Here is a 25555-nt window from a genome sequence, read left to right as displayed (position 1 = left end):
GGCGGCGACCTCCCCACCCGCAGGTGAACTGCAGGGGGTCCCCACGTGTCGGTCGGACGCGGACGTCGGTCGAGCGCCGGACACCGGTCACCCTGCGGCCGTGGCGAGTTCACCATCCGTACCCTTGCCGTCCCTAGCGTCGGCGACGTGAGCGAACCGTTCTCCCTGCTCCTGCCCGTCTACCGCGGCGACCGCCCGGACCACCTCGTCACGGCCTTCCGCAGCACCGTGCACGAGCAGCTCCGCCGGCCCGACGAGGTGGTCGTCGTCCAGGACGGCCACGTGGGCCCCGAGCTCGCGTCGGCCCTCGAGCGCCTCGAGTCCGGGTCGCCGGTGCCGGTGCGCCGGCTCCGGCTGTCGCACAACGTCGGCCTCGCGCAGGCCCTGCAGTGCGGCCTCGCGGCGTGCCGGCACGACGTCGTCGCGCGGATGGACGCCGACGACATCTCGCTGCCGCACCGGTTCCTCGTGCAGCTGCCCGTCGTCGAGGCCGGCGCCGACCTCGTCGGTGCCGCCGTCCTCGAGGTCGAGGACGGCGACGTCCGCTCGGGGGAGGGCGGCGTCCTGCGGGTGCCGCCGACCACCCCGGCCGAGATCGCCGAGGCCGCCCGGTGGCGCAACCCGTTCAACCACCCGACGGTCGTCTACCGCCGCAGCGCCGTGCTCGCCGCCGGGGGCTACCGCGAGCTGCCGTTCATGGAGGACTACTGGGTCTTCGCACGGATGATCGCGAACGGCGCCCGGGTGGCGAACATCGCCGAGCCCCTCGTGCGCTACCGGGTCGACGCCGGGTCGTACGAGCGCAAGGGCGGTGTGCGGCAGCTGCGTTCGGAGCTCGGCCTCCAGCGACGACTGCGGGCCGAGGGCTTCACGACCTCGGGCCAGCTCGTGCGCAACAGCGTCGTCCGGGGCGGGTACCGCCTCGTGCCGACCGCGCTGCGCCGCCGCGCGTACCGGCGCACGTTCACGACGACCGCGGCGACCGCCACGAGCGCCACCGAGCTGACCCTGCCCGTGGCGCCGGCCTGGCACAGGCACCCGTCCGCGGGGACGTCCGCCGGGGGGCGCCCGGCGGTCCCGCCGGTCGTGCGCAGCGGCACCGAGGAGGAGGCGTGACGCGCGCCGACCTCGTCGTCGTCGGGTCCGGCCTCTACGGGCTGACCGTCGCCGAGCGGGCCGCGGACCGCGGCCTCGACGTCCTCGTCCTCGAGCGCCGTGACCACATCGGCGGCAACGCGTGGAGCGAGGTGGAGCCCGAGACCGGCATCGAGGTGCACCGGTACGGCGCCCACCTGTTCCACACCAGCAACGCGCGGGTCTGGGAGTACGTCAACCGGTTCACCGCCTTCACCGACTACGTGCACCGCGTCTGGACGGTGCACCGCGGCGAGGTCTTCCCGATGCCGATCAACCTCGGGACGCTCAACCAGTTCTTCCGCAGCGCCCACGGCCCGGACGCCGCGCGCACCCTCGTCGCGCAGCAGGCCGCCGAGCTCGTCGGGGAGCCGCGCAACCTCGAGGAGAAGGCGGTCTCGCTCATCGGGCGCCCGCTCTACGAGGCGTTCGTCCGGGGGTACACCGCCAAGCAGTGGCAGACCGACCCCACCGAGCTGCCCGCCGAGGTCATCACCCGGCTCCCCGTGCGCTTCACGTACGACAACCGGTACTTCAGCGACACGTGGGAGGGCCTGCCGGTCGACGGCTACGCGGCCTGGCTGACCCGGATGGCCGAGCACCCGCGCATCGAGGTGCGGCTCGACACCGACGTGCTGGACCGTGGCCACGACCTGCACCGCGACCGCCTCGTCGGGCAGGTGCCGCTCGTCGTCACCGCGCCGGTCGACCGCTGGTTCGACGACTCCCACGGCCGGCTGGGCTGGCGCACACTGGATTTCCAGCAGGAGGTCCTGCCCGTCGGCGACCACCAGGGCACCGCGGTGCTCAACGAGGCCGACGAGTCGGTGCCGTGGACCCGCGTCCTGGAGTTCCGCCACTTCCACCCCGAGCGCACCCACTACCCGAGCGACCGGACCGTCGTCGTCCGCGAGCACTCGCGGTTCGCCGGACCCGGGGACGAGCCGTACTACCCGGTCGCGGCGCCCGCCGACCGCGAGCGGCTCGCCGGCTACCGCGAGCTCGCCGCCCTCGAGCGCGGCCTCGGCGTGCACTTCGGCGGCCGGCTCGGCACGTACAAGTACCTCGACATGCACATGGCGATCGCGTCGGCGCTGACCTTCGTCGACAACGAGCTCGACGACCTCCTCGCCGGCCGCCCGGTGGGTGCCCGGTGACCCACCTCGACGTCGTCGCGCGGGTCGTCCTCCCGCTCGACGGGGACCTCGACGTGCTGCCCCTCTACGTCGACGGACGGCACGTGCAGGAGCCGCCCGCCGACGAGGACACCCCGGTCGTGTCGCTGCCCTCGGACCAGCACCCCGACCAGGTGCTCGGCCGGCGCTCGTACCGCCTGCCCGAGGGCGTGGGCGCCTCGTTCGGCACCTACCTCAACGCCTTCCCCGCCTCGTACTGGCGACGCTGGACCGGTGCCCGCGAGGTCGTCCTGCGGGTCCGCGCGACCGGCACCGGCGTCCTCATGGTCTACCGCTCCTCGGCGCGCGGGGCGAGCGCCCGGGTGACGAGCCGGCCGCTCGACGGCGCCACCGACCACGAGGTGCGCCTGCCGCTCGACGTGTTCGCCGACGGCGGGTGGTACTGGTTCGACCTCGTCGCCGGCGCCGACGGCCTCGTCCTCGACGAGGCCGACTGGTCGGTGCCCGTCGAGGACCCGGCGGCACTGCGCCCCGCCGGCACCACGGTCGGCATCACGACCTTCGACCGGCCCGCGTCGTGCGCGGCGCTGCTCGCCCAGCTCGGTGCCGCCGAGGAGCTCGTCGACGTGCTCGACGAGGTCGTCGTCGTCGACCAGGGCTCGCGCACCGTCTCCGACGACCCCGGCTTCCCCGAGGCGCGGCGCCTCCTCGGGGACCGGCTGCGGGTCATCCGGCAGGCGAACCTCGGTGGTTCCGGGGGCTTCTCGCGAGCGATGCTCGAGACGCTCGACGCCGACCGCTCGGCCCACGTGCTGCTCCTCGACGACGACGTCGTCTGCGAGCCGGAGGGCATCGCGCGGGCGGTGGCGTTCGCGCGGCACTGCCGGCGCCCGACGGTCGTCGGCGGGCACATGTTCTCGATGCACGAGCGCTCGGTGCTGCACGCCGTCGCCGAGGTCGTCCGGCCGTGGCAGTTCCGGTGGGGGCCGGCCGCGCCGTCGGTGCACGACCACGACCTCGCCCGGCGGACCCTGCGCGCCACCCCGTGGCTGCACCGGCGGCTGCACGCCGACTACACCGGCTGGTGGATGTGCCTCGTCCCGACCTCGGTGCTGCGCGACGTCGGGCTCTCGCTGCCGTTCTTCATCAAGTGGGACGACGCGGAGTTCGGCCTGCGCGCCTCGGCGTCCGGGCACCCGACGGTGTCGCTCCCCGGCGCGGCCGTCTGGCACGTCCCGTGGACCGACAAGGACGACAGCACCGACTGGCAGGCCTACTTCCACGCCCGCAACCGCATCGTCGCCGCGCTCCTGCACTCGCGCTACGACCGGGGCGGGCGGCTGGTGCGCGAGAGCCTGCTCATCTCGGTCAAGCACGTCCTCGCGATGCAGTACGGCGCCGCCGCCCTGCGGACGCGCGCGCTGCGGGATGTGCTGCGCGGCCCGGAGGTGATGCACGCCGAGCTCGGCAGCACCCTCGGCGAGGTGCGGGCGCTGCGCGGCGGGTTCGCCGACGCGCGGGTGCGGCCGGACGCCGAGGACTTCGCCCCGGTCACGCCCCGACGTCGGCGCCGCCGGGACCCCGACGCCACGCAGCCGAGCAGCCGGGTGGCCACGCTGCTCGCCGGCGCGGCAGGGCTCGTGCACCAGGTCTCGCCCGTCGCCCGGGGCGCCCACTACGCCCCCGAGCTCGAGGTCGCGGCGGCCGACGCCGGCTGGTGGTCGCTCGCGCGGATGGACTCGGCCCTCGTGGCCACGGCCGACGGTGCGGGGCTGGCCTGGCTGCGCCGGTCGCGCGGCGACGCCGCCCGTGCGGTGGTCGAGGCGCTCGACGTGCACCGCGAGCTGCTGACCGCCTGGCCGGAGCTCGCCTCGCGCTACCGGGGCGCCCTGCCCGAGCTGGCCGGCGAGCAGGCCTGGCGGCGCACCCTCGGGATGGACCGGCGGTGAGCGAGCTCGTCGTCCAGGGCGTCGGGGGTGGCCTCGCGGAGGTCGCGCGGCGCCGCTACCTCCTCCAGCTGCTCGTCCGCAAGGAGCTCCGGGTGCGCTACCGGGCCTCGCTGCTCGGGCTCGGCTGGTCCTACGTCAAGCCGGCGGTCACCTTCGCCGTCTACTTCGTCGGGCTCGGACTCGTGCTGCGGCAGAACAGCATCGACGACTACGCGGTGTACCTCTTCGGCGGCCTCGTCGTCGTCACCGCGTTCTCGGAGGCGCTCGGGAACGCGACCCGCTCGGTCGTCGCGAACGGCGAGCTGGTCCGGAAGGTCTTCCTGCCCCGCGAGCTGTTCCCGGTCGCCAGCGTGTGCGTCGCGGGCGTGCACCTGCTGCCGCAGCTGCTCGTCCTCGTCGTCGGCGCGCTCGTCGCCGGCTGGCGGCCGGACCTCGTGGGCCTCCTGGCCCTGCTCGCCTGCGTCGTCCTCACCGGCCTGCTCGCCACGGGGCTGGGGCTGCTCCTCTCGGCCGTCGACGTGCTCTTCCGCGACGTCGAGAACGTCGTCGACCTCGTCCTCACCGTCCTCGTGTGGACCTCGCCGGTGCTCTACCCGACGCACCTCGTCGAGCGGCTCCTCGGCGCCGGGTCGTGGACCTTCGCGCTGTACCAGCACAACCCGCTGACCGTCGCGGTCGACCTCGTCCACCGCGCGACCTGGGCCGGGGCCTCGCCGGCGAACCTCGGACGGGTCCCGGGCGACCTCGCGGCGCGCACCGCAATCGCCTTCGTCGTGGCGGCCGCCCTCGTCGTGCTCGGTCAGGCCGTCTTCCGGCGGCTCTCCGGCCGGTTCGCGCAGGAGCTCTGATGGCCGGTCGCGTCGCGGTGTCGGTCGAGGGGGCCTCGAAGCACTTCCGGTTGCGGCACACCCACTCCCTCAAGGAGGGGCTGGTGTGGGCGGTCCAGGGGCGGCCCCGGCACGAGGACTTCCACGCGCTGGCGCCGCTCGACCTCGAGGTGCGCGAGGGGGAGTCGGTCGCCCTCCTGGGCCGCAACGGGTCGGGAAAGTCGACCCTGCTCAAGCTCGTCGCCGGGGTGATGGCCCCGGACACCGGTCGGGTGCGGGTCCGCGGCCGGCTCGCCGGGTTGCTCGAGGTGGGCGCGGGATTCCACCCCGACCTCACCGGGCGCGAGAACGTCCACCTCAACGCCTCCATCCTCGGGATGGGGCCGGCCACCATCCGCGCCCGGTTCGAGGAGATCGTCGCCTTCGCCGACATCGGGCCGTTCCTCGACACCCAGGTGCGCTTCTACTCCTCCGGGATGTTCCTGCGCCTCGCGTTCTCGGTCGCGGTGCACACCGAGCCCGACGTCTTCCTCGTCGACGAGGTGCTCGCGGTCGGCGACGAGGCCTTCCGCGACAAGTGCCTCACGCGCATCGAGCAGCTGTCGGCCGAGGGTCGCACGCTCGTCGTCGTCAGCCACGACCTCCCGCTCGTCGAGCGGCTCTGCGGGCGCGGCGTGGTCCTCGACGCCGGGAGGGTCGTGCACGACGGCCCCGTCGTCCCCGCCGTCGAGCGCCTCCGAGCCGTCCTGTGACGTGGTGGGAGGCGGCGCCGGCCCTCGCGACCGCCGCCGTCCTCGTCCTCGTGCCCGGGGCGCTGCTCGCGTGGGCGCTGGGCGTGCGCGGCGTGCTGCGGGTGGCGCTGGCCCCGGTGTTCTCGGTCGGGGTGCTCGCGGTGAGCGCCGTCGTCGCGCCGCTGGTCGGGCTGCGTTGGGGCTGGCCGGTCGCCGTCGGTGGCGCGCTCGTGGCGGTCGTCGGGGGCGGCGCCGTGCGGTCGCTGGCGCGACGGGTGCCCTCGCGCTCGTCGGGGGAGGCCCCGCCGGGCGGGGGAGACGGCGGTGCGGCGTGGGCGGGGGCGGTGGTCGGGGTGCTCGCCGGGGGCACGTCGCTGGCCGTCGGCGTCGCGCACGGGATCGGGTCGCCCGGGCGGTGGCCGCAGACCTTCGACGCGGTCTTCCACCTCTCGGCGTCGTGGCGGGTGCTCACGGGCGGCGACGGGTCGTCGCTGACCCTCGGGACGGTCAACGCTCCCGGGCTGGCGCGCGCCTTCTACCCGGCCGGCTGGCACGACCTCGTCGCGCTCGTGGCCGGCGGCTCGGGGGTCGGGGTGGTCCCGGCCTCGTCCGCGCTGGCCGTCGTCGTCGTCGCCGTCGTCCACCCGCTCGGGTGCGTCGCGCTGACGCGGGCGGCCCTCGGTCCGCACCCCGTGGCCCTCGCCGCCGGTGGCGCCCTGGCCGCGGGTGTCACGGCGTCCCCCGTCGTCCTCGCCTCCTACGGGACGTTGTGGCCCAACGCCCTCGGCACGTCCCTGCTGCCCGCCGCGCTCGCCCTGCTCGTGGTCGTCCTCGGGGCCGGGGCACGGGTCCGCGTCGAGCCGGTCCGGGCGGTCGTCCTCCTCCTCGTCGTCGCGGCGGGTCTCGTGCTCGCGCACCCGAACACCGCCGTGTCGTGGCTGGTCCTCGGGGTGGTCGTCGCCGTCGTGGTCGGTTGGCCGCGCGGTGGCCGGTGGAGGTGGGTCGCGCTCGCCGCGGTCCCGGTGACCGTCTGGCTCGTCGCGTGGTCGCCGGTCTTCGCGGCGACGCGGCGCACGTCGTGGCCGGCGCGCGAGTCGGTGCCGCAGGCGCTGGGGGAGTGGCTGCTGCTCGCGCCGCAGCGGCTGCCCGTCCCGCTCGTCCTCGCCGGGCTCACCCTCCTCGGCGGCGTCGTCGCCTGGCGACGGGCCTCCCTGCGCTGGCTCCTCGCCGTGCACGTGACGAGCGGGGCGGTGTTCGCCCTCGTCGCTGGCAGCGACTCGCGGCTCGCCCGGCTGGCCGGTGGCCCCTGGTACGACGACGCCTTCCGCCTCGCGGCGCTCGCCGCGGTGACGGCGGTCCCGCTGGCGGCCCTCGGGGTCGACGCGCTGGTCCGGCGGGTGCGCGTCCTCGTGCCCCGCCCTCCGGAGGTCGTGGTCGGAGGGGCTCTGCTCGCCGTGGTGGCCGTCGCGACGAGCGGGCTGTCGTGGTCGGCCACGAGCGAGGTGACCGCCCGCTGGTACCGGTACCAGTCGATGCTGGAGCCCGCGTCCGCGGCGCTGCTCGGCCGGCTGCCGGGGGAGGTCCCCGCGCGGGGCGTGGTCGCCGGCAACCCCTTCGACGGGGCAGCGCTCACCGGCCCGCTGGCCGACCGCGATCCGCTGTTCCCGCACGTCACGGGGGCGTGGGACGCCGACCGGCGGCTCGTCGGCACGCACCTCGCCGCGGCGGCGCGGCGGCCGGACGTCTGCGCGGCCGTCCGCCGCCTCGGGGTGACGCACGTGCTCACCGGGGGGTCGCGGTTCTGGGTCGAGGACCGGCGGCGCCACGACTACGACGGGCTCGAGGTGGCGGGTGCCCCGGGCTTCGAGCGGGTGGACGCCGGCGGGTCCCTCACCCTCTGGCGGGTCACCGCCTGCGGCGCGTGATGCCGGCCGGGCCCTGTCGCGGAACCGACTGCGCGAGTAGACTTCTGACGTAGGGTCGATGCGTGCGGGAGCACGAGGCACCCGTCCGGCCCCACCGTCGCAGGAGGCGCCCCTCGCCTCGGGCCGGACACGTCGTGACCACAGATCCCGCACTCACCCCCTCCGTCCCCGCGCCGCCCGACGTGCTGGTGCACCGGCTGCTCGACGCGGTCGCCGCCGTCGATGACCCCGTCGACCGCGAGGCCGCCGCCCTCGAGCTTGAGCGCGTGCTCGCCGAGGCCGCGCGGGCGGCCGGAGCCCTCGCCCGGCTCAGCGCGCACAGCCGGCGTCGACCCCGCGAGTACGTCGACGAAGAGGACGCGGCCACCTTCGCGCGTCCGCCCTGGGCCTGACCCCGCGGCGCCGGCGGTCAGTCCTCGAGCGAGGCGTGGAAGCGCTCCACGTGGCGGGCGAGGGCCTCTGGCTGCTCCAGCGGGACGAGGGTGCGTGCACCGGCGACGGTCACGGCCTCGGCGCGGGGGGCGAGCCGGGCCGCCGCCTCGGCGTCCCGGGGGTCCCAGTCGCCGCGGTCGTCGGAGGCGACGAAGAGGCTCGGCACGGTGAGGTCGGCGAGGCGGGCGGTGACGTCGACCCGGTCGAGGATGAACGAGCGCACGGCCAGCGCCGCGCTGCGCCGGGTCGGCCGGGACAGCGAGTCGGCGACGACGCGTCGCACCTCCTCGTCGGCCCGCGACGCGTCGGTGAGCATGGCCTCCAACACGGCGTCGCGGACCGGGCCCACGGGTCCGAGGGTGCGCAGCAGGGGCAGCAGCAGGTGGATCTGCCGCCGCAGCGCCGGGGCGATCGCCTCGGTGGGGGAGCTGACGGCGACGAGGCTGCGCAGGACGCCGGGGCGGGTCCCGAGGTCGAGGCCGACGTGCCCCCCGAGGGCGTTGCCGACCCAGTCCACCGGGGCGTCGGGGTAGACGGCGGCGAGGAGGTCCGTGGCCGCGTCGGCCGCCTCGGCGACGGTCGAGCGGCGCCGCAGCGGCTCGCTGCGCCCGAGCCCAGGCGGGTCGACGACGAGGTACCGGCGATCGGTGCGCAGGTGCGGGAGGAACCGGTCCCAGGTGTGGCCGTCGACGAACATCGACGACCAGAGCACGACGGGCGCGCCGTCGCCGTCGCCACCGCTGCGGACGTGGAGGCGGCCGAGGCGCGTTGGCACGTGCCCGACCCGGTCGGGGGCGGTGGTCGGGTCGGTGGTCGGGCGGTGCGTCATGGTGTTCCTTTTGAGGTGAGCCGGGCTAGTACGAATATGTTGATGTTAGTGTGGCTTGCATGAATGTCAAGGGGTCGAGGCCCTACCGGATGACGGCGCGAGCGGCGGCGGCCGAGCGCACCGGGGAGCGGGTCGTCGACGCGATGCTCGGGCGCTTCGCCACGCTGCCCTACGACCGCATCCGGCTCGAGGACGTCGCCGCCGACGCGGCGGTCACCGTCCAGACCGTCGTGCGCCGGTTCGGGGGCAAGCCCGGGCTGCTCGCCGCGACGGTCGAGCGCGAGCTCGGCCGGCTGGCCGCCGACCGGGAGGCCGCGGCGGGGGAGTCGCCGCGAAGCACCGTGCGCGCCCTCGTCGCCTACTACGAGCAGCACGCGCCCCTCATCCTCAAGCTCTACGCCGAGGCCCACCTCGCACCCGGCGTGCCCGAGCTCGCCCAGCGCGCCCGGGCCTACCACGTCGGCTGGTGCGGGTCCGTGTTCGCCGAGCGGCTGGCGCAGGTGGACGACGCCCGTACCCGCGCGCGCCGGCTCGCGCAGGTGGTCGCCGTGTGCGACGCCGCCACGTGGCGCATCCTGCGCGAGGACGGCGGGCTCTCCCCGACGGAGACCGAGGAGGCGCTCTGGGAGCTGCTCCGGCCGCTGCTCGGCGTCCACCCGGACGAGGGCTGACACCGGGCCACCCGACGCGGCCGGTCGTGCGAGGCTGGGGCCGTGGCGGACGACCTCGCACCCGATCCCGTCCCTGCCGTGCCCGACGACCTCGTCGCGGCGGCACGGCACCTCCTCGACGACGCGCCCCGTGCGCTGCTCGGCCTCACCGGCGTCCCGGGGGCGGGCAAGACGACCCTCGCCGTCGGGCTCGTCGCGGCGCTGAACGCCGCGTCCCCCGGCACGGCGGTGCACGTCCCGATGGACGGCTACCACCTCGCCGACCGGGTCCTCGAGGCCCACGGCACGCGCGACCGCAAGGGCGCCGCCGAGACCTTCGACGGGTGGGGCTACCTCGAGCTGCTCCGCCTCCTGCGCTCGCGCCCCGACCACGCCGTCTTCGCGCCGGGCTTCGACCGCGACCTCGAGCAGCCGCTCGCGGGGTCCATCGAGGTCCCGTCCGGGGCGCGGCTCGTGGTGTCCGAGGGCAACTACCTGCTGCTCGGGCACGAGCCGTGGTCGCTCGTGCGCGACGTGTTCGACGAGGTGTGGTTCTGCGAGGCCGACCCGGACCGGCGGATGACGGCGCTCGTCCAGCGGCACGTGACCTTCGGCAAGGCGCCCGAGGTCGCCCGAGAGTGGATCGCGTCGGTCGACGAGCCGAACGCCGCCCTCGTCGCCGCGACGCGCGGCCGGGCGGACCGGGTCGTCACGACCTTCTGAGCGGCGGTCGGCGGGTCAGGCCGAGCCGGCCTGGACGGCGATGACCACGACCCACACGACGACCCCGACTCCCACGACGGCGGCGAGGACGGTGAACGCCCGCCGCCGGGCAGCGGAGTCGACCGACCGGCCACGGGTCCCGGCGAGGACGACCACGAGCAGCAGTACGGCGATGATGAGCAGGATCACGGGTCCCCCTGGAGTCGACGAGCACGGTCCGGTGGGGCGTGTCGGGCTTGAACCGACGACCGACGGATTATGAGTCCGCTGCTCTGACCGACTGAGCTAACGCCCCGCCCGCGGCGTCCGGGGCCGCGGCCCGGCGAGCCTATCGCCGAGTCACAGGGGTGCCAGACACCGCCGACAGGTCCGGCACAGGGCCGACCCGGAGCGTGGGAGGCACGCCAGGTCCCCCGACGAAGGAGCACTCCCATGGACCGCCAGACCAAGACCCTCGCGATCGGTGGCGTCGGCATCGCCGCCGCGGTCGCCCTCGGCCTCACCGGTGCCACGCTCGCCGGGGCGGCCGACTCGACCGGCACGACGTCCTCCGCCGCCTCATCCGCCACCCCCGGCACCGGCTCCGACGCCAACCAGGGCGGCGGCACGGGGAGCACGGGCGGCACCCTCCCGGGCGGTGGACAGGCCGGCACCGACGGCGGCGGGATGCCGGGTGGCGGCCGGGGCGGGATGATGGACGAGGGCGGCACCCTGACCGCCGACGCCGCGAGCAAGGCCGTGGCCGCGGCCCAGACGGCCGTCAGCAGCGGCACCGTCTCCGGCGTGCGGGCCCTCTCCGACGGCACCTACGAGGTGACCGTGACGACCGACTCCGGCCGCGTCGACGTGCTCCTTTCCTCGTCGTTCGCGGTCACCGGCACCGAGCAGCACACCGGCGGCCCCGGCGGTGGCCAGGGCGGGGCGGCCCCGGACGGTGACGGCAGCGGCACGGGCTCGGGCACCGGGTCGAGCGACCCGTCCGACGCCAACGGCACGAGCACCACGACCACCGGGTCGGCCACGACGGTCTGACCCCCCGAGGGCCTCGTCGAGCCGGCCCCGGCGCACCCGCACCCGAGTGATCCGTGTGATCACTGGTGCGGGTGCGCTGCGTGGTGCATGATGTGACCCACAACGGCGCGTCCGCGTGCCCGCACAGCTGCACCACCGGCCGCGACCGGTCCCGTCACGAGCTCTGGCGTTGGGGAAGACGTCCACCGCACGTGAAGGAGACCAGGATGTCGTTCGCCATGCCGCGCACCGCCACGCGAGGAGTGGTCTACGTCCACTCCACGCCCAAGGCGCTCTGCCCGCACGTGGTCTGGGCGATCGAGGGAGTCCTCGGCGCCCGCGTCAGCGTGCAGTGGACCGACCAGCCGGCCGGTCCCGGGCTCGTGCGCACCGAGCTCAGCTGGGCGGGGGAGTCTGGCACCGGTGCCCGCCTCGCCTCCGCCCTGCGCGGCTGGGACCACCTGCGCTACGAGGTCACCGAGGAGCCGAGCCCCGGCTGCGACGGCTCGCGCTGGTCGCACACGCCGCGCCTCGGCATCCACCACACCTGGACCTCGGCGAGCGGCGACGCCGTCATCAACGAGGACCGGCTGCGCGAGGTCGTCGTCCTCGCCCAGGGCAGCTCGGAGGCCATGCAGGAGATGATCGAGGAGCTGCTCGGCCTCGAGTGGGACGACGAGCTCGAGCCCTTCCGCTACGCCGGGGACGGCGCGCCCGTCCGCTGGCTGCACAAGGTCGGCTGACCGACACCCGGGCGGTCAGAGGGTCTCGCGCAGGCGCGTCCCCAGGGCGCCACGGACGATGGCCAGCGCCTCCTGCCCGAGCAGCTCGTCGGGGACGACCCACGCCGGCGCCGACCCATCCTGGTCGAGGCGCAGCACGCCGCCGTCGTGGCGTCCCGCGGTGACCGTCCCCAGCGCGAGGCGCACCTCGTGGGTCGGGACCCGGAACAGCACGTACTCGGGGGTCCACAGCGCGTGCACCACGGTGCCCGGCGGGCACGAGGTGCGGTGGTGGATGCGCAGCGCGCGGCGCAGGCGTCGCCGGTGCTGCACCCCGTCGAACGCGGTGACCGCCGCCATGACCACGAGGGCGAGCGCCGTGCCCCGCGCCAGGCCGGCCGGGCCGGCGGGGCCGACGACCGTGACGCCGACGAGGACCGCGACGAAGAGCAGGGTGACGGCGGCGTGCCGCAGCAGGAAGGGGCGCCAGTAGCCCGGCCGGCCCTCGACGTCGCGGACGACCGCGGCGACCTCCCGGGCGATGACCGCCTCGGTGCTCACGTACGACGCCTCCGCCCGAGGGCCGACCCCGTCGTCACGCTCGACCGCCTCGCCCCCGTCCACGGCAGGAGGGTACGCAGCGGCCCGGCCCGCCCGCAGGCGAACCGGGCCCGCGACGAGGGCGGAGCTCAGATGCTCTTGACGACGAGCGCGACGTTGTGGCCGCCGAACCCGAACGAGTTGTTGAGCGCCGCGATGTCGCCGTCGGGCAGCGTGCGGTGCTCGCCGCGCACGACGTCGAGGTCGATCGCCGGGTCGAAGTCGTCGATGTTGATTGCCGCCGGCGCCGTGCGGTGGTGCACCGACAGGACGGTGAGCAGCCCCTCGAGCGCCCCCGCCGCGCCGAGCAGGTGCCCGGTCATCGACTTGGTCGCGCTCACCGGCATCGAGTCGGCCGCGGCTCCGAAGGCGCGCCGGATGGCGTTGGCCTCGGCGACGTCGCCGACCGGGGTCGAGGTGGCGTGGGCGTTGATGTGGACGATGTCGTTGTCGGACAGCCCGGCCCGCTCGACGGCGGCGCGCATCGCCCGCGAGGCCCCGGCACCCTCGGGCTCCGGCGCGGTGATGTGGTGGGCGTCCGCGGACATCCCGATCGAGGCGAACTCGGCATAGATGCGGGCGCCGCGGGCCGTGGCGTGCTCGTACTCCTCGAGGACCATGACGGCCGCGCCCTCGCCCATGACGAAGCCGTCGCGGCCGGTGTCGTAGGGGCGCGAGGCCGCGGCGGGGTCGTCGTTGCGGGTCGAGAGGGCCTGCATCTGGGCGAAGCCGGCGAAGCAGATCGGGTGCGTGGCGGCCTCGGTGCCGCCGGCGACGACGACGTCGGCGCGCCCGTCGCGGATCATGTCGTAGGCGGTGCCCATCGACTCCGCGCCCGAGGCGCAGGCCGAGACGGTGGTGTGCGCGCCGGCGCGGGCGCCGAGCAGCAGCGACACGTTGCCGGACGAGGTGTTCGGCATGAGCATCGGGACGGCGAGCGGGAAGACGCGGCGCAGGCCCTTCTCGCGCAGGATGTCCCACTGGTCGAGCAGGGTCCACACGCCACCGATGCCGGTGCCGATCGCGACGCCGAGCCGCTCCGGGTCGACCTCGGGGGAGCCGGCGTCCTCCATCGCCGCCTGCGAGGCGATGACGGCGTACTGGGCGCTGGGGTCCATCCGGCGGATCTGCACCTTGGTGAGCACCTCGGCGGGGTCCTGGGCGATGGTGCACGCGAAGTGGACCGGCAGCTCGTAGCGCTCGACCATCTCCTCGGGCAGGGGCTTGGCACCGGACCGACCCGCGAGGATGCCCTCCCAGGTCTCGGCGATGGTGCCGCCCAGGGGCGTGGTGGCCCCGAGGCCGGTGACGACGACGCGACGCTCGCTCATGGGTGCTGCAGCTCCTTGTGGGTGGCGTGGGGTGCCGGGGTGGCGGTGGGGGCCGGGGCGGGGGCCCCCCGGGGGGGGGCCCCCCCCCCCCCCCCCCCCCCGGGGGGGGGGGGGGTTGGGGCGCCCCCCCCCCCGGGGCCCCCCCCCCGGGGGGGGGGGCCCCCCCCCCCCCCCCCCCGGGCCGCGGGGGGGGCCGCCCCGGACGCGCCCCCACAAGGTCGGGACAGGCGGGGTCAGACGGTCGCGCCCGCCTCGGCGCGCAGCCGGGCCGCGAGGTCGTCGTCGACGGTCGCGAAGAAGTGCCCGACGACGTCCTCGAGGTGCTGGACGCTCTCGGCCCGGAAGAGCACCGGCTGGTAGGCCGTGATGTCGTAGTTGAGCGTGCCCATCTGGTGCAGGTCGAGCGGGCGGATCTTTATGTGCCCGAACTCGTCCATCTCGCCGTAGCTGCTGAGGATGCCCGCGCCGTACGCCTTGAGCGCGTCGCCGTCGGCCATGACGCCGAACTCCATCGAGAACCAGAAGACGTCGGCGACGAACTTCACCGCCTCGTCGGTCTCGAGGCGCAGGCCGGCCTGGCCGGCCGCCTCGGTGACGGCCGCGAACCGCGGGCTCGCGAGCTGGTTCCCGTGCCCGACCACCTCGTGGATGATGTCCGGCTCGGGCGTGTAGAGCGGCTGGCTGCCGTGCCGCAGGTACTGCGTGGAGTTGAACACCCGGCGGCCGAGGTCGCCGTAGAAGTCGCGCAGCGGGACGAGCCCCGGCGCGCACGTGTAGGACCAGCCGGTGAGCGGCTCGAGGCGCTCGGTGACCTCGGTGAGCTGCGGGACGTGGTCGGTGGGGAGGCCGAGCGCGGCCTTGCCGGCGAGGAACTCGGGGTGCGCGTACCGCTCGTGCTTCGGCGCCAGCTCGGCGCAGACGGTGCGCCAGATGGCGTGCTCGTCGGCCGTGTAGTCGACGTGCGGCACGGGCTCCCCCGCGCGGTGCGCCAGCGACACCCCGGCGATCTCGCCGCGCCGGGCGAGGTAGGCGGCGTCGTGCAGCCCGGGGTGGTTGTCGGCGAGGTGCACCTGCACCGTCCCGTCGGCGTCGGTCGTCACGGCCGAGTAGAGCTGTCCCTCCTCGAACACCGCGCTCACCTCCTCGTGAGTGGTCGTGGCCTCGTGGGCCGGAAAGCCCACGGAAGCACGACACCGCGCAGGATGGAACCGATGGCGTGTCCTGTGGGCAACGAGCGCACACTTTCGCCAGCACGTTCGGCGCGTCGCTGCACAACCTGTCCACCGGCGACCGGACCCCGCCCCCGCCCCGCCGCATCGGCCGGACGGCCGGTTCCCACCCCGATGCGCCCGCGCGGCGACACGCCCGCCCCTAGCCTCGGCCCGTCCGGAGACGAACCCCGCAGGAGGCCCCGGCATGCGGTCCACCCCCCGCACCCGCGTCCGCGCGACCCTCGCGCTGCTCGCCGCCCTCGCCGCGCTGCCCCCCGCCGGCGCCGCGGCGCTCCCCGGTGCCCCCATCGCCGCGCCCACGACGACCACCGCCCCGCGCGTCCTCACCCCGAGCGTCCTGCCGATGACCGGCACCGACCTCGCGAACCCCCTGCGCGGCCAGTACCGCTGGATGGGCTACCCGAGCCAGCCCGCCTCCTGGCCCGCCCCCGACTACTACGAGCGCGACCGCTCGTACTGGGGACGCCTCGAGCCCACCCGTGGCACGTACGACTTCACCACCCTCGACGCCGGGCTCGCCGACGCCGGCAGCGTGCGCGGCAAGCTCGGCTTCCGGGTCATGGCCTACTGCCCCGGCTGCTGGATGGACGAGCGTCCCGACCTGCCCCCGACGATCCCCGCGTGGATGCCCCTCCAGCCGGGCACCCGGATCCCGGCGTGGGACGACGCGCGCTTCCTCACCGCCTGGGAGGACCTCATGGCCGCCCTCGGCCGGCGCTACGCCGACGACCCGCGGCTCGGCTACGTCGACGTCGGCGGCTTCGGCGCCTACGGCGAGTGGATGGACGCCGGCGCGCCGATCAGCGACGCGAGCGCCCTGCGCATCGTCGGCGCCGTCGCCGAGGCCTTCCCGGACCGGCACGTCCTCCTCAGCGCAGTCACCGTGTACACCCGCCCCGCGGTGCTGCGGCAGTCACTGGCCCGGTGGGCGAACGTCGGGCTGCGCAGCGACTGCCTCGGCCAGAGCGGGATGCAGGTGCCGACCGGCGAGTTCGCCGACCTCTGGCGCACGCGCCCGTTCTTCACCGAGTGGTGCACCGGCGCCGACCCCGCCCTCGGGCGCGACCAGGTCCGCACCCACCACGTGTCGACGACCTCGAGCCACAACATGCGGCTCACGTGGGAGGGAATGACCGCCGGCCAGCGCACCGCCTACGAGGACGCCGTGCGCTCCTCGGGCTACCGGTACGCCGTCACCCGCGCCACCGTCGCCCCGCTGCGCTCGCGCACCTCGTCCCGGGTCGATCTCACCCTGTCGAACTTCGGCGTCGCGCCGACGTACGACGCCTGGACCGTCCGGGCGGTCCTCACCGACGGTCGCGGGGCCCGGGTCGCGACGCTGCCCGTCGCCGTCGACCTGCGGACCGTGCTGCCGGGCAGCCGGACGGTCGCCGCCACGCTCACCCTGCCCACGGTGCTCCCCGGCCGCTACGGGCTCCGCCTCGAGGTGCTCGACCCCACCGGCTACTCCGCCCCGATGCGCCTGGCCAACGCCGCCCGCGGTGCGGACGGCTCGTACCCGCTCGGGACCGTCCTCGTCGGGCGGGCGGCGGCGCGGCAGCCGGTCGTCGTCACCGTGCCTCCCCCGTACCGCCCGCGTCCGGTGTCCTCGCGCGGGGTGCCGCTGCGCTGACCGGCGGTCGGCGGCACCGACCTCGCGCGCTCCCCGTGCCCGCCGCCCGCTCGGCGCAGCGCGGGGCCGCTCGGCGGCCCCCGCCTGTCGGACGGTTGCCCCGCGGGCCGTCGTCGGGTTGGGTTGGGGCCGAGAGTCTCAACGACGAGGAGGAGCCGCCGTGACCGACGACAGCCTGTCGAGCCACCTGCACGAGATGGACCTGAGCCCCGATTCCGCGTTCACCGCGCAGGCGAACGGCACGGCCGACCTGTACGACGCGGCGGCGGCCGACCACGAGGCCTTCTGGGCCGAGCAGGCCCGCTCGCGCATCAGCTGGGCGACGGACTTCGAGCGCACCCTCGACTGGGACGACGCACCCTTCGCCAAGTGGTTCGTCGGCGGCTCGCTCAACGTCGCGCACAACTGCGTCGACCGGCACGTCGAGGCCGGCAACGGCGACCGGGTCGCCATCCACTTCGAGGGCGAGGGCGGCGACACCCGCACCATCACCTACGCCGACCTCCAGAAGGAGGTCTCGAAGGCGGCCAACGCCCTCGAGTCGCTCGGCGTCGAAACCGGCGACCGGGTCGCGGTGTACATGCCGATGATCCCCGAGACGGTCTTCACGATGCTCGCCTGCGCCCGCATCGGCGCCCCGCACTCGGTGATCTTCGGCGGGTTCTCGGCCGAGGCGCTGCACACCCGCATCGCCGACGCCGAGGCCAAGGTCGTCGTCACCACCGACGGCCAGTGGCGCCGCGGCAAGCCGGCGCCGCTCAAGGCCGCCGTCGACGCCGCCATCCACCACGGCGACGACGAGTCGCCGGTCGAGAAGGTCCTCGTCGTCAAGCGCACCGACACCGACGTCGAGTGGGACGACTCCCGCGACGTCTGGTGGCACGACCTCGTCCCCGGCCAGCCGGACACCCACGAGGCCCAGCCGATGGACAGCGAGCACCCGCTGTTCATCCTCTACACCTCGGGCACCACCGGGAAGCCGAAGGGCATCTTCCACACGACCGGCGGCTACCTCACCCAGGCGGCCTACACGAACGCCGTCGTCCACGACGTGCACCCCGAGACCGACGTCTACTGGTGCACCGCCGACGTCGGCTGGGTCACCGGCCACAGCTACATCGTCTACGGCCCGCTGGCCAACGGCGCGACGCAGGTGCTCTACGAGGGCACCCCGGACACCCCGCACCAGGGCCGCTGGTGGGAGATCGTCGAGAAGTACAAGGTCTCGATCCTCTACACGGCGCCCACGGCCATCCGCACCTTCATGAAGTGGGGCGCCGACATCCCGGCGAAGTTCGACATGTCCTCCATCCGGGTCCTCGGCTCGGTCGGCGAGCCGATCAACCCCGAGGCGTGGCTCTGGTACCGCAAGCACGTCGGCGGCGACAAGGCCCCGATCGTCGACACGTGGTGGCAGACCGAGACCGGCGCCATCATGATCAGCCCGCTGCCGGGCGTCACGACCCTCGAGCCCGGCTCGGCGCAGAAGCCCATCCCCGGCATCTCCGCCGAGATTCTCGACGACGACGGCAACCCCTTCACCGAGCCCGAGAAGGTCGGCTACCTCGTCCTCACCAAGCCGTGGCCGTCGATGCTGCGCGGCATCTGGGGCGACCCCGAGCGCTACAAGGAGACGTACTGGAGCCGGTTCGGCCCGAAGTACTACTTCGCCGGCGACGGCGCCAAGTACGACGAGAAGGGCAACATCTGGCTGCTCGGCCGGGTCGACGACGTGATGAACGTGTCCGGCCACCGGCTCTCGACCGCCGAGATCGAGTCGGCCCTCGTGTCGCACCCGTCGGTCGCCGAGGCCGCCGTGGTCGGTGCCGCCGACGAGACCACCGGCCAGGCCGTCTGCGCCTTCGTCATCCTCCGCGGCGACGCGGTCGACAACGGCGAGGAGACGGTCCAGGAGCTGCGCAACCACGTGGCCAAGGAGATCGGCCCGATCGCCAAGCCGCGCCAGGTGATGATCGTCCCCGAGCTGCCGAAGACGCGCTCCGGCAAGATCATGCGCCGCCTGCTCAAGGACGTCGCCGAGAACCGCGAGGTCGGCGATGTCACGACGCTCGCCGACAGCTCGGTGATGAGCCTCATCAAGGAGGGCATGAGCAGCGGCTCGTCCGACTGACCCTCCGTGCCCGGGACGGGGTGCCGCGCGAGAGCCCGCGGCACCCCGTCCTCGGCGTCCGGGGGCGTGGACGGAGGCACGGCGCCGGCCGCCCGGTCGGTAGGCTGGGACGCGGAGCGCCGGGAAGTCTGGTCGGCAACGTCATGGCCGCGCGCCCGCGCCGCGGTCCCGCCACCACGTCAGGAGCCGCGATGAGCACCCGCCCGCCCGCGACCCCCACCCCGCCCGGCCCCTCCCGCACCACCGTCTTCGGCCGCCCGTCCTGGGCCGAGGCCCGCTACGTGGCCGACGCGCTGCGCACCGAGACCATCGGCGGGGCCCTGCTGCTCGTGGCGGCCGTCATCGCCGTCGTCCTCGCGAACAGCCCGCTCAGCGACAGCTACTTCTCGTTGCGCGACACCGAGATCGGCACCGACTGGGGCCACCTGCGGCTGTCCGTCGGGCACTGGGCGGCCGACGGCCTGCTCGCCATCTTCTTCTTCGTCGCGGGCCTCGAGCTCAAGCGCGAGTTCCTCGTCGGCGACCTGCGCTCCCCCGCCAAGGCCGCCGTGCCGGTCATCGCGGCGTTCTCCGGGGTCGCCGTCCCGGCCCTCGTCTTCGTCGGGGCCGTCACGCTGCTCGGCGGAGAAGGAGACGCGCTGCGGGGCTGGGCCATCCCGACGGCCACCGACATCGCGTTCGCCCTCGCCGTGCTGGCCGTCATCGGCTCGCACCTGCCCTCCGGCCTGCGCTCCTTCCTCCTCACCCTGGCCGTCGTCGACGACCTCATCGCCATCACGATCATCGCCGTCTTCTACACGGGCGACCTCCAGGTCGCCCCGCTGCTGTGGGCGCTGCTGCCGCTCGCCGGCTTCGCCGCGCTCACCCAGCGCCGCATCACCCCCTGGTGGCTGCTCCTGCCGCTCGCCGGGGCCACGTGGGCGCTCGTGCACGCCTCCGGCGTCCACGCGACGGTGGCCGGCGTGCTGCTCGGGCTCGTCGTCCCGGTCCGCCCCCGCCGGCGGGGTGTGCCGGCCGTCAGCACCCACGACGCGGACACCGACGTCGCCCACCGCTTCGAGCACCGCGTCCGTCCGGTCTCGGCCGGCGTCGCGGTGCCGGTCTTCGCCTTCTTCGCCTCCGGGGTCGCCGTCCTCGGCGGTGGCTTCGGCGAGGCGCTGCGTGACCCCGTGGCCATCGGCGTCGTTCTCGGGCTGGTCGTCGGGAAGCTCGTCGGCGTCCTCGGGTCGACCTACCTCGTCGCCCGGTTCACCCGCGCCCGCCTCGACGACGACCTCGCGTGGTCCGACATCGCCGGGCTGGCGGTGCTCACCGGCGTCGGGTTCACCGTCTCGCTGCTCGTCGGGGAGCTCGCCTTCGGGGCGGGGTCCGAGCGCGACGAGCACGTCAAGCTGGGCATCCTCGCCGGCTCGTTGCTGGCCGCGCTCCTCTCCGCGGCCGTCCTCCGGCGCCGCAACGCGGCCTACCGCCGGATCCACGAGCGCGAGACGAACGACGCCGACGGCGACGGCATCCCGGACGCCTGGGACGACGTGCCGGGACCGGGGACCTCCGCCACTCGGTAAGGTCGGGTCAGGACGCCCCGACGTGGGACGACGACCAGTGAGGCGAGAGCGATGGCACCCGAGACCAGCGAGCGCACGATCGGCCAGCTCGTCGCCGACGCGACGCACGACCTCCAGGGCATCGTGCGCGGCGAGATCGCCCTCGCCAAGGCCGAGGTCGCCCAGGGCGCCAAGGTCATCGGCAAGGGAGCCGGGATGTTCGCCGGCGCCGCCTTCGTCGGCCTGCTCGGACTGATCTTCCTCTTCCACACCCTCGCCTACGTGGTCGCCATCTGGCTCCCGGTGTGGGCGGGCTACCTCGTCGTCACGGTCTTCATGTTCCTCGTCGCCGGGGTGCTCGCGCTCCTCGGCAAGAGCGCGTTCGACAAGGCCAAGCCGGCCCCCGAGCGGGCCATCGAGCAGGGCCGGGAGACCATCGCGGCGCTCAGGCGCGACGGCGACGGCACCGGCGACTGAGCGCGGGCGTCAGCCCCTGACGCAGGCCCCGGACGACACCGCCCGGTCGCCGAGCGTGGCGCCGCGCAGCACCGGCGAGAGGGCGTCGAGGGTCATCGCGTACCCCGTCTGCGGGTCGTCGAGCGAGGTGGCGTAGACCATCCCGACGACCCGGCCGTCGGCGTCGAGCACCGGTCCGCCCGAGGCGCCCTGGCGCACCGTGGCCCGCAGCGAGTACGTCTCGCGGGTGGCGCCGGCGTTGCCGTAGATGTCCGCGCCCCGGGCCTCGATCACCGCACGGACCCGGGCCGCTCCCACCCAGAGCCCGGCGTCACCGGGGAAGCCGGCGAGCACGGCGCCGTCGTCGGCCTCGAGCTGGGCCCCGCGGTCGAGGGCCGGCGCCCCGAGCGAGCGGGCCGCGAGCACCGCGACGTCGCGGTCGGGGTCGAAGGCGACGATCCGGGCCGCCACCTCCGGTCCGGTGCCCTCGATGCTCAGCCGGACGCTGCGGGCCCCGGCGACGACGTGGGCGTTGGTGACGACGAGCCCGGGCGCGGCGACCCAGCCGCTGCCGACCGAGGTCTGGCCGCAGCGCGGGGCCTCGGCCCGGACGTGGACGACAGACCCGAGGGCCTGCGCGACGTCGGGGTCGCGCGCGAGCGCCGTGTCGGGCGCCGGCACCGCGCGGATGGGCTCGGGTCCGAGGCCCTCGAAGACCCGGGGGAAGCCGGTGCGGTCGAGGGCCCGGGTCACCTCGTCGACGAGCCGGCCCGCGGCGGGCGGCATCACCGAGTCGACGGCCCGCACGACGGTGGACTGCGCGACGGCCTGGCGCAGCGGCTGCGGACCGCTCGTGCGGGCCGCTCCGGCGACCACCCAGACGACGACCGTGGAGGCGACGAAGACCGCGACCGCGCCGAGCAGGCTGTCGAGGGCGCCCAGCCCCGAGACGTGGATGAGGGTCCGCAGCCGGCCGGCGAGCAGGAGCATCACGGACTGGCCGACGGTGGCGAGGACGAGGACGACCGCGATGACGACGAGGGTGCCCGCCGGCGTCGCGAGGTCGAGGCCGGCGTGCTGCTCGAGCAGGTCGGGGGCGACGCGCGCCCCGACGAAGGCCCCCGCGACGAGCCCGACGAGCCCGAGGACGGCGCCGACGAGCCCCTGGCGCCACCCGCTCCAGGCGTACGCGACGAGGGCGACGCCGAGCACGAGGTCGACCCAGACCGACCCGGTCACGGGGCCTCCTCGGCGTCGGTGGTGGCGTCGTCGTCGGTGGCGTCGAAGGCGTCGGCGTCACGCATCCACGGGGACTTGACCCGCTCGGGCAGCTCACGCTCGACCCCGGTGTCCCAGGGCGCGGTGAGCCCGGCGAGGTCGAGGACGGCGTCGAGGAGCATCGCCGTGAAGCCCCAGACGAAGAGACCGTCGACCTCGAAGCCGGGACCGCGGTAGGGCCCGAAGACGGCGGTGAACCGGCTCCGGGCCGAGAGCAGCTCGGCGACCCCGACCCGCGCGACGCGCTCGACCTCGCCGCGGTCCACGACCCCCACCGGCACCGGGGCCGGCCACCACCCGATGACCGGGGTCACCGCGCTGCGGCTCGGGGCGAGGTGCAGCGCCGGCCAGGTGGCGAGGACCTCGACGCCGGCCGGGTCGAGCCCGACCTCCTCGCGGGCCTCGCGCAGGGCGGCCCCGACCGGGCCGTCGTCGCCGGGGTCGAGCCGGCCGCCGGGGAAGGAGACCTGGCCGGGGTGCGAGCGCAGGGTGTGCGCGCGCTCGGTGAGCAGGACGTCGACCCCGCCGCGGCCGTCGGGGCCGAAGAGGACGAGCACCGCCGAGTGCCGCACCCCGGCGCCGGGCACGGGGTGGTCGCGGAACCAGGGGTGGTCGTGGAGGTCGGCACGAGCGGCGAGCCGGGTCAGCCACTCGGGGGCCGGGGTCATGCGGGTCATCGTAGGCACGCCCGCTGGGTGGGCCGGGCAGCCCGTCGTCTCACTGCTCGTCGGGGAGCGGACCCGGCGGCGGGTCGGGGAGGACGGCGCCGGGGGCGAGCTCGAACTTGAGGAGCTTCGCGGCCTTCTCGGGGTCGGTCTCGCCCTCGCCGTAGGCGGGGCACCAGCGGGTGACCGGGCAGGCCCCGCACGCCGGCTTGCGGGCGAAGCAGGTGCGCCGGCCGTGGAAGATCACGACGTGGCTGAGCATCGTCCAGTCGGCCTTCGGGATGAGGGCGGCGACGTCGGCCTCGACCTTGACGGGGTCGGTCTCCTGCGTCCAGCCCCAGCGGCGCACCAGCCGGCCGAAGTGCGTGTCGACGGTGAGGCCCGGCACCCCGAAGGCGTTGCCGAGGACGACGTTGGCGGTCTTGCGACCGACCCCGGGAAGGGTGACGAGGTCGGCCATCCGCCCCGGCACCTCGCCGCCGTACCGCTCGACGAGCGCCTGGGCGAGGGTGATGACCGAGTTCGTCTTGGCCCGGAAGAAGCCGGTGGGCTTGAGGACGGCCTCCATCTCCTCGCGGTCGGCGGCCGCGAGCGCCTCGGCGGTGGGCCAGCGCGAGAAGAGGGTGGGGGTGACGGTGTTGACCATGACGTCGGTGGTCTGGGCCGACAGGACGGTGGCGACGAGCAGCTGCAGCGGGGTCTCGAAGTCGAGCTCGCAGTGGGCGTACGGGTAGCGCTCGTGGAGCGCCTTCGAGATGCGCCGGGCGCGGCGGGTGCGGGCGACCGGCGACTCCTCGCCGGTGGCCGCGCGACGGACGGCGGGCGAGGGACGGACGGGCACGGCGGCAGCCTACGGGCCCGCGCCGACACCCCCGGGCGACGGGCGGCCGGTGCACCCGGGACGACCTGCGCGTTCTGGCACACTGTGCGACGTGGATCACGACGTCGTGCGGAAAGCCCCGCTCTTCTCGCCCCTCGACGACCAGGCGGCCGAGACCCTCATCTCCTCGATGAGCGCCGCGCGCCTCGAGCGCGGTGACGTCCTCTTCCACGAGGGCGACCAGGGCGACCGCCTCTACGTCATCGCCGAGGGCAAGATCAAGCTCGGCCGCACGAGCACCGACGGGCGCGAGAACCTCCTCGCCATCCTCGGCCCCGGCGAGATGTTCGGCGAGCTCTCGCTCTTCGACCCCGGGCCGCGCACCGCCACGGCCACCGCCGTCGCCGAGACCCAGCTCGTCTCGATGGGCCAGGACCAGCTGCGCGAGGTGCTGCACCAGCGCCCGGGTGTCGCCCTCACCCTCCTCACCGCGCTCGCCCGCCGGCTGCGGCGCACCAACGACGTGCTCGCCGACCTCGTCTTCACCGACGTCCCCGGCCGCGTCGCCAAGGCCCTGCTCGACCTCGCGAAGCGGTTCGGGCGCCCGGTCGACGAGGGCGTCATGGTCGCGCACGACCTCACCCAGGAGGAGCTCGCCCAGCTCGTCGGCGCCTCCCGCGAGACGGTCAACAAGGCGCTCGCCGACTTCGCCTCCCGCGGCTGGCTGCGGCTCGAGGCCCGGGCCGTCCTCCTCGTCGACGTCGAGCGCCTGAGGCGCCGCGCCCGCTGAGGTCCCGCGCGCTCAGCGCCAGGCCACCCCGAGGTGGTCGAGCTGGGCGCGGATGCTCATCCGGGCCGCCGGCCACACCTCCTGCGGCACCTCGGCGTAGACCCGCGTCAGCACGCCCTCGACGGGGTCCGGTTCCGCGGCCGCGCCGTCGGCCAGCGCCTGGCGCACCTGGTCGAGCCGCTCGGCGCGGTGGGTCCGGTAGAAGGCGACCATCGCCGCGGCGTCCGGCACGAGCGGGCCGTGGCCGGGGAGGATGCGGGTCACGGCGCCGTCGCCGGTGAGCGCGGCGATGCGCTCGAGCGAGGTGAGGTAGGCGTCGAGCTCGCCGTCCGGGTGGGCGACGACGGTCGTGCCGCGGCCGAGCACGGTGTCGCCGGTCAGCAGGGCGTGCTCGGCCGGCAGCGCGAAGGAGACGGAGTCGGCCGTGTGGCCCGGGGTCGCGACGACCCGCAGCTCGAGCCCGCCGGTGGTGACGACGTCGCCGTCGTGCAGGTCGTCGTGACCGCGGCCGACGGCCCGGGTCGGGGCACCCGTCAGCTCGGCGAAGCGCGGGGCGGCCTCGGCGTGGTCGTGGTGGCCGTGGGTGAGGACGGTCAGCGCGACCCGGGCGCCGCGGGCCTCGACGTGGGTCAGGACGGCGCGCAGGTGCTCGTCGCCGTGCGGGCCCGGGTCGACGACGACGGCCTCGGTGGACCCCGGCTCGAGGAGCACCCAGGTGTTCGTGCCGTCGAGGGTCATCGGCCCGGGGTTCGGCGCGAGGACGCAGTGCGCCCGCTCGCCGACCGCTCCCCCGACCCACGGGTCGCGGACCGACGGGGGCGGCTGGGCGCTCATCCGGCCACCCTAGACGCGGGCCCGGTCCCCCGCCGAGCACCCCCAGTCCGGCCCCAGGAAGGCTTCCAGGTCGCTGAGGTGGGGCGAGCACCCCCAGTCCGGCCCCAGGGAGGCTTCCTGGCGGCCCACGCGGGGTGGACGTCCGGGTGGTCCGTGCGCCGGGTCGCCCCTC

Annotated in this window: 25 protein-coding genes and 1 tRNA gene; 16 read left to right on the top strand and 10 right to left on the bottom strand. The window is 75.3% G+C overall.

Going from position 1 to position 25555, the window contains the following annotated elements:
- The first annotated feature begins 147 nt into the window (after positions 1-147).
- The 7 genes from JQN70_RS00460 (at position 148) to JQN70_RS00430 (ending at position 8094) form a co-directional block, all read left to right on the top strand.
- Positions 148-1116, top strand: coding sequence for a glycosyltransferase (locus JQN70_RS00460; protein ID WP_204129347.1), 969 nt, complete (start codon positions 148-150; stop codon positions 1114-1116).
- Positions 1113-2291: a UDP-galactopyranose/dTDP-fucopyranose mutase family protein gene (locus JQN70_RS00455; protein WP_204129346.1), complete on the top strand. Its 1179-nt coding sequence runs from the start codon at positions 1113-1115 to the stop codon at positions 2289-2291. The genes JQN70_RS00460 and JQN70_RS00455 overlap by 4 nt, the downstream gene beginning before the upstream one ends.
- Complete coding sequence (locus JQN70_RS00450; RefSeq protein ID WP_204129345.1) at positions 2288-4219, top strand: glycosyltransferase; 1932 nt, start codon at positions 2288-2290, stop codon at positions 4217-4219. Before JQN70_RS00455 ends, JQN70_RS00450 begins: the two co-directional genes overlap by 4 nt.
- Positions 4216-5067, top strand: coding sequence for an ABC transporter permease (locus JQN70_RS00445; RefSeq protein WP_204129344.1), 852 nt, complete (start codon positions 4216-4218; stop codon positions 5065-5067). The genes JQN70_RS00450 and JQN70_RS00445 overlap by 4 nt, the downstream gene beginning before the upstream one ends.
- Positions 5067-5798: an ABC transporter ATP-binding protein gene (locus tag JQN70_RS00440; protein ID WP_204129343.1), complete on the top strand. Its 732-nt coding sequence runs from the start codon at positions 5067-5069 to the stop codon at positions 5796-5798. Before JQN70_RS00445 ends, JQN70_RS00440 begins: the two co-directional genes overlap by 1 nt.
- A complete protein-coding gene (locus tag JQN70_RS00435; protein WP_204129342.1) occupies positions 5795-7702 on the top strand; it encodes a DUF6541 family protein in 1908 nt (635 codons plus the stop codon). Before JQN70_RS00440 ends, JQN70_RS00435 begins: the two co-directional genes overlap by 4 nt.
- A 134-nt stretch (positions 7703-7836) precedes the next feature.
- Complete coding sequence (locus tag JQN70_RS00430; RefSeq protein WP_204129341.1) at positions 7837-8094, top strand: hypothetical protein; 258 nt, start codon at positions 7837-7839, stop codon at positions 8092-8094.
- 17 nt (positions 8095-8111) lie between these two features.
- On the opposite strand, the gene JQN70_RS00425 is transcribed toward JQN70_RS00430, so the two are convergent.
- The gene (locus tag JQN70_RS00425) at positions 8112-8963 is read right to left on the bottom strand and encodes an alpha/beta fold hydrolase (RefSeq protein WP_204129340.1); all 852 of its coding nucleotides are present in this window, start codon (positions 8961-8963) and stop codon (positions 8112-8114) included.
- An 89-nt stretch (positions 8964-9052) separates the two neighbouring features.
- Here JQN70_RS00425 and JQN70_RS00420 point away from each other — a divergent pair, with 89 nt between their 5' ends.
- Both JQN70_RS00420 and JQN70_RS00415 read left to right on the top strand, forming a co-directional pair.
- On the top strand, positions 9053-9634 hold the full coding sequence (locus JQN70_RS00420; protein ID WP_204129339.1) for a TetR/AcrR family transcriptional regulator: 582 nt from the start codon (positions 9053-9055) through the stop codon (positions 9632-9634).
- Positions 9635-9676: 42 nt separating this feature from the next.
- A complete protein-coding gene (locus JQN70_RS00415) occupies positions 9677-10336 on the top strand; it encodes a nucleoside/nucleotide kinase family protein (protein ID WP_307835730.1) in 660 nt (219 codons plus the stop codon).
- Between the two features lie 15 nt (positions 10337-10351).
- Here the strand turns inward: JQN70_RS00415 and JQN70_RS00410 are convergent, their stop codons facing one another.
- On the bottom strand, positions 10352-10525 hold the full coding sequence (locus tag JQN70_RS00410; protein ID WP_204129338.1) for a hypothetical protein: 174 nt from the start codon (positions 10523-10525) through the stop codon (positions 10352-10354).
- Positions 10526-10557: 32 nt separating this feature from the next.
- Positions 10558-10631, bottom strand: a tRNA-Ile gene (locus JQN70_RS00405).
- A 137-nt stretch (positions 10632-10768) separates the two neighbouring features.
- Here JQN70_RS00405 and JQN70_RS00400 point away from each other — a divergent pair.
- Complete coding sequence (locus tag JQN70_RS00400; RefSeq protein ID WP_204129337.1) at positions 10769-11368, top strand: hypothetical protein; 600 nt, start codon at positions 10769-10771, stop codon at positions 11366-11368.
- Positions 11369-11574: 206 nt separating this feature from the next.
- A complete protein-coding gene (locus JQN70_RS00395) occupies positions 11575-12090 on the top strand; it encodes a DUF3145 domain-containing protein (RefSeq protein WP_204129336.1) in 516 nt (171 codons plus the stop codon).
- Between the two features lie 15 nt (positions 12091-12105).
- Here the strand turns inward: JQN70_RS00395 and JQN70_RS00390 are convergent, their stop codons facing one another.
- From JQN70_RS00390 to JQN70_RS00380, 3 genes are all read right to left on the bottom strand, one after another.
- Positions 12106-12693: a hypothetical protein gene (locus JQN70_RS00390; RefSeq protein ID WP_204129335.1), complete on the bottom strand. Its 588-nt coding sequence runs from the start codon at positions 12691-12693 to the stop codon at positions 12106-12108.
- A gap of 65 nt (positions 12694-12758) precedes the next feature.
- Positions 12759-14000 (bottom strand): beta-ketoacyl-ACP synthase II, encoded by a 1242-nt coding sequence (gene fabF / locus JQN70_RS00385; RefSeq protein WP_204129334.1) that lies wholly within the window; start codon positions 13998-14000, stop codon positions 12759-12761.
- A gap of 233 nt (positions 14001-14233) precedes the next feature.
- Complete coding sequence (locus JQN70_RS00380) at positions 14234-15130, bottom strand: phenylalanine 4-monooxygenase (RefSeq protein WP_204129333.1); 897 nt, start codon at positions 15128-15130, stop codon at positions 14234-14236.
- 286 nt (positions 15131-15416) lie between these two features.
- On the opposite strand from JQN70_RS00380, the gene JQN70_RS00375 reads away from it, so the two are divergent.
- The 4 genes from JQN70_RS00375 to JQN70_RS00360 all read left to right on the top strand — a co-directional run bounded on the left by JQN70_RS00375 (position 15417) and on the right by JQN70_RS00360 (position 21017).
- Positions 15417-16865 (top strand): DUF4832 domain-containing protein, encoded by a 1449-nt coding sequence (locus JQN70_RS00375; protein WP_204129332.1) that lies wholly within the window; start codon positions 15417-15419, stop codon positions 16863-16865.
- A gap of 196 nt (positions 16866-17061) precedes the next feature.
- On the top strand, positions 17062-18996 hold the full coding sequence (gene acs, locus JQN70_RS00370; protein WP_204129390.1) for an acetate--CoA ligase: 1935 nt from the start codon (positions 17062-17064) through the stop codon (positions 18994-18996).
- 191 nt (positions 18997-19187) lie between these two features.
- Positions 19188-20561, top strand: coding sequence for a Na+/H+ antiporter NhaA (gene nhaA, locus JQN70_RS00365; RefSeq protein WP_204129331.1), 1374 nt, complete (start codon positions 19188-19190; stop codon positions 20559-20561).
- Between the two features lie 51 nt (positions 20562-20612).
- Positions 20613-21017 (top strand): phage holin family protein, encoded by a 405-nt coding sequence (locus tag JQN70_RS00360; protein ID WP_204129330.1) that lies wholly within the window; start codon positions 20613-20615, stop codon positions 21015-21017.
- A gap of 9 nt (positions 21018-21026) precedes the next feature.
- Here the strand turns inward: JQN70_RS00360 and JQN70_RS00355 are convergent, their stop codons facing one another.
- From JQN70_RS00355 to nth, 3 genes are read right to left on the bottom strand one after another with little or no spacing between them, the layout of a single operon-like run.
- Positions 21027-22235 (bottom strand): MarP family serine protease, encoded by a 1209-nt coding sequence (locus tag JQN70_RS00355; RefSeq protein WP_204129329.1) that lies wholly within the window; start codon positions 22233-22235, stop codon positions 21027-21029.
- Positions 22232-22942: an NUDIX hydrolase gene (locus tag JQN70_RS00350; protein WP_204129328.1), complete on the bottom strand. Its 711-nt coding sequence runs from the start codon at positions 22940-22942 to the stop codon at positions 22232-22234. The genes JQN70_RS00355 and JQN70_RS00350 overlap by 4 nt, the downstream gene beginning before the upstream one ends.
- A gap of 49 nt (positions 22943-22991) precedes the next feature.
- Positions 22992-23780: an endonuclease III gene (gene nth / locus JQN70_RS00345; protein WP_204129327.1), complete on the bottom strand. Its 789-nt coding sequence runs from the start codon at positions 23778-23780 to the stop codon at positions 22992-22994.
- A 91-nt stretch (positions 23781-23871) separates the two neighbouring features.
- On the opposite strand from nth, the gene JQN70_RS00340 reads away from it, so the two are divergent.
- Positions 23872-24549: a Crp/Fnr family transcriptional regulator gene (locus tag JQN70_RS00340; RefSeq protein WP_307835729.1), complete on the top strand. Its 678-nt coding sequence runs from the start codon at positions 23872-23874 to the stop codon at positions 24547-24549.
- 12 nt (positions 24550-24561) lie between these two features.
- Here JQN70_RS00340 and JQN70_RS00335 read toward each other — a convergent pair whose 3' ends face one another.
- Positions 24562-25383 (bottom strand): MBL fold metallo-hydrolase, encoded by an 822-nt coding sequence (locus JQN70_RS00335; RefSeq protein WP_204129326.1) that lies wholly within the window; start codon positions 25381-25383, stop codon positions 24562-24564.
- Positions 25384-25555: the final 172 nt, after the last annotated feature.

It is taken from the genome of Phycicoccus sonneratiae (assembly GCF_016887965.1).
GTDB classification, from domain to species: domain Bacteria; phylum Actinomycetota; class Actinomycetes; order Actinomycetales; family Dermatophilaceae; genus Phycicoccus; species Phycicoccus sonneratiae.
Note: the sequence above shows the minus strand (reverse complement) of the source record. Positions and strands in the feature narration are given on the sequence as shown.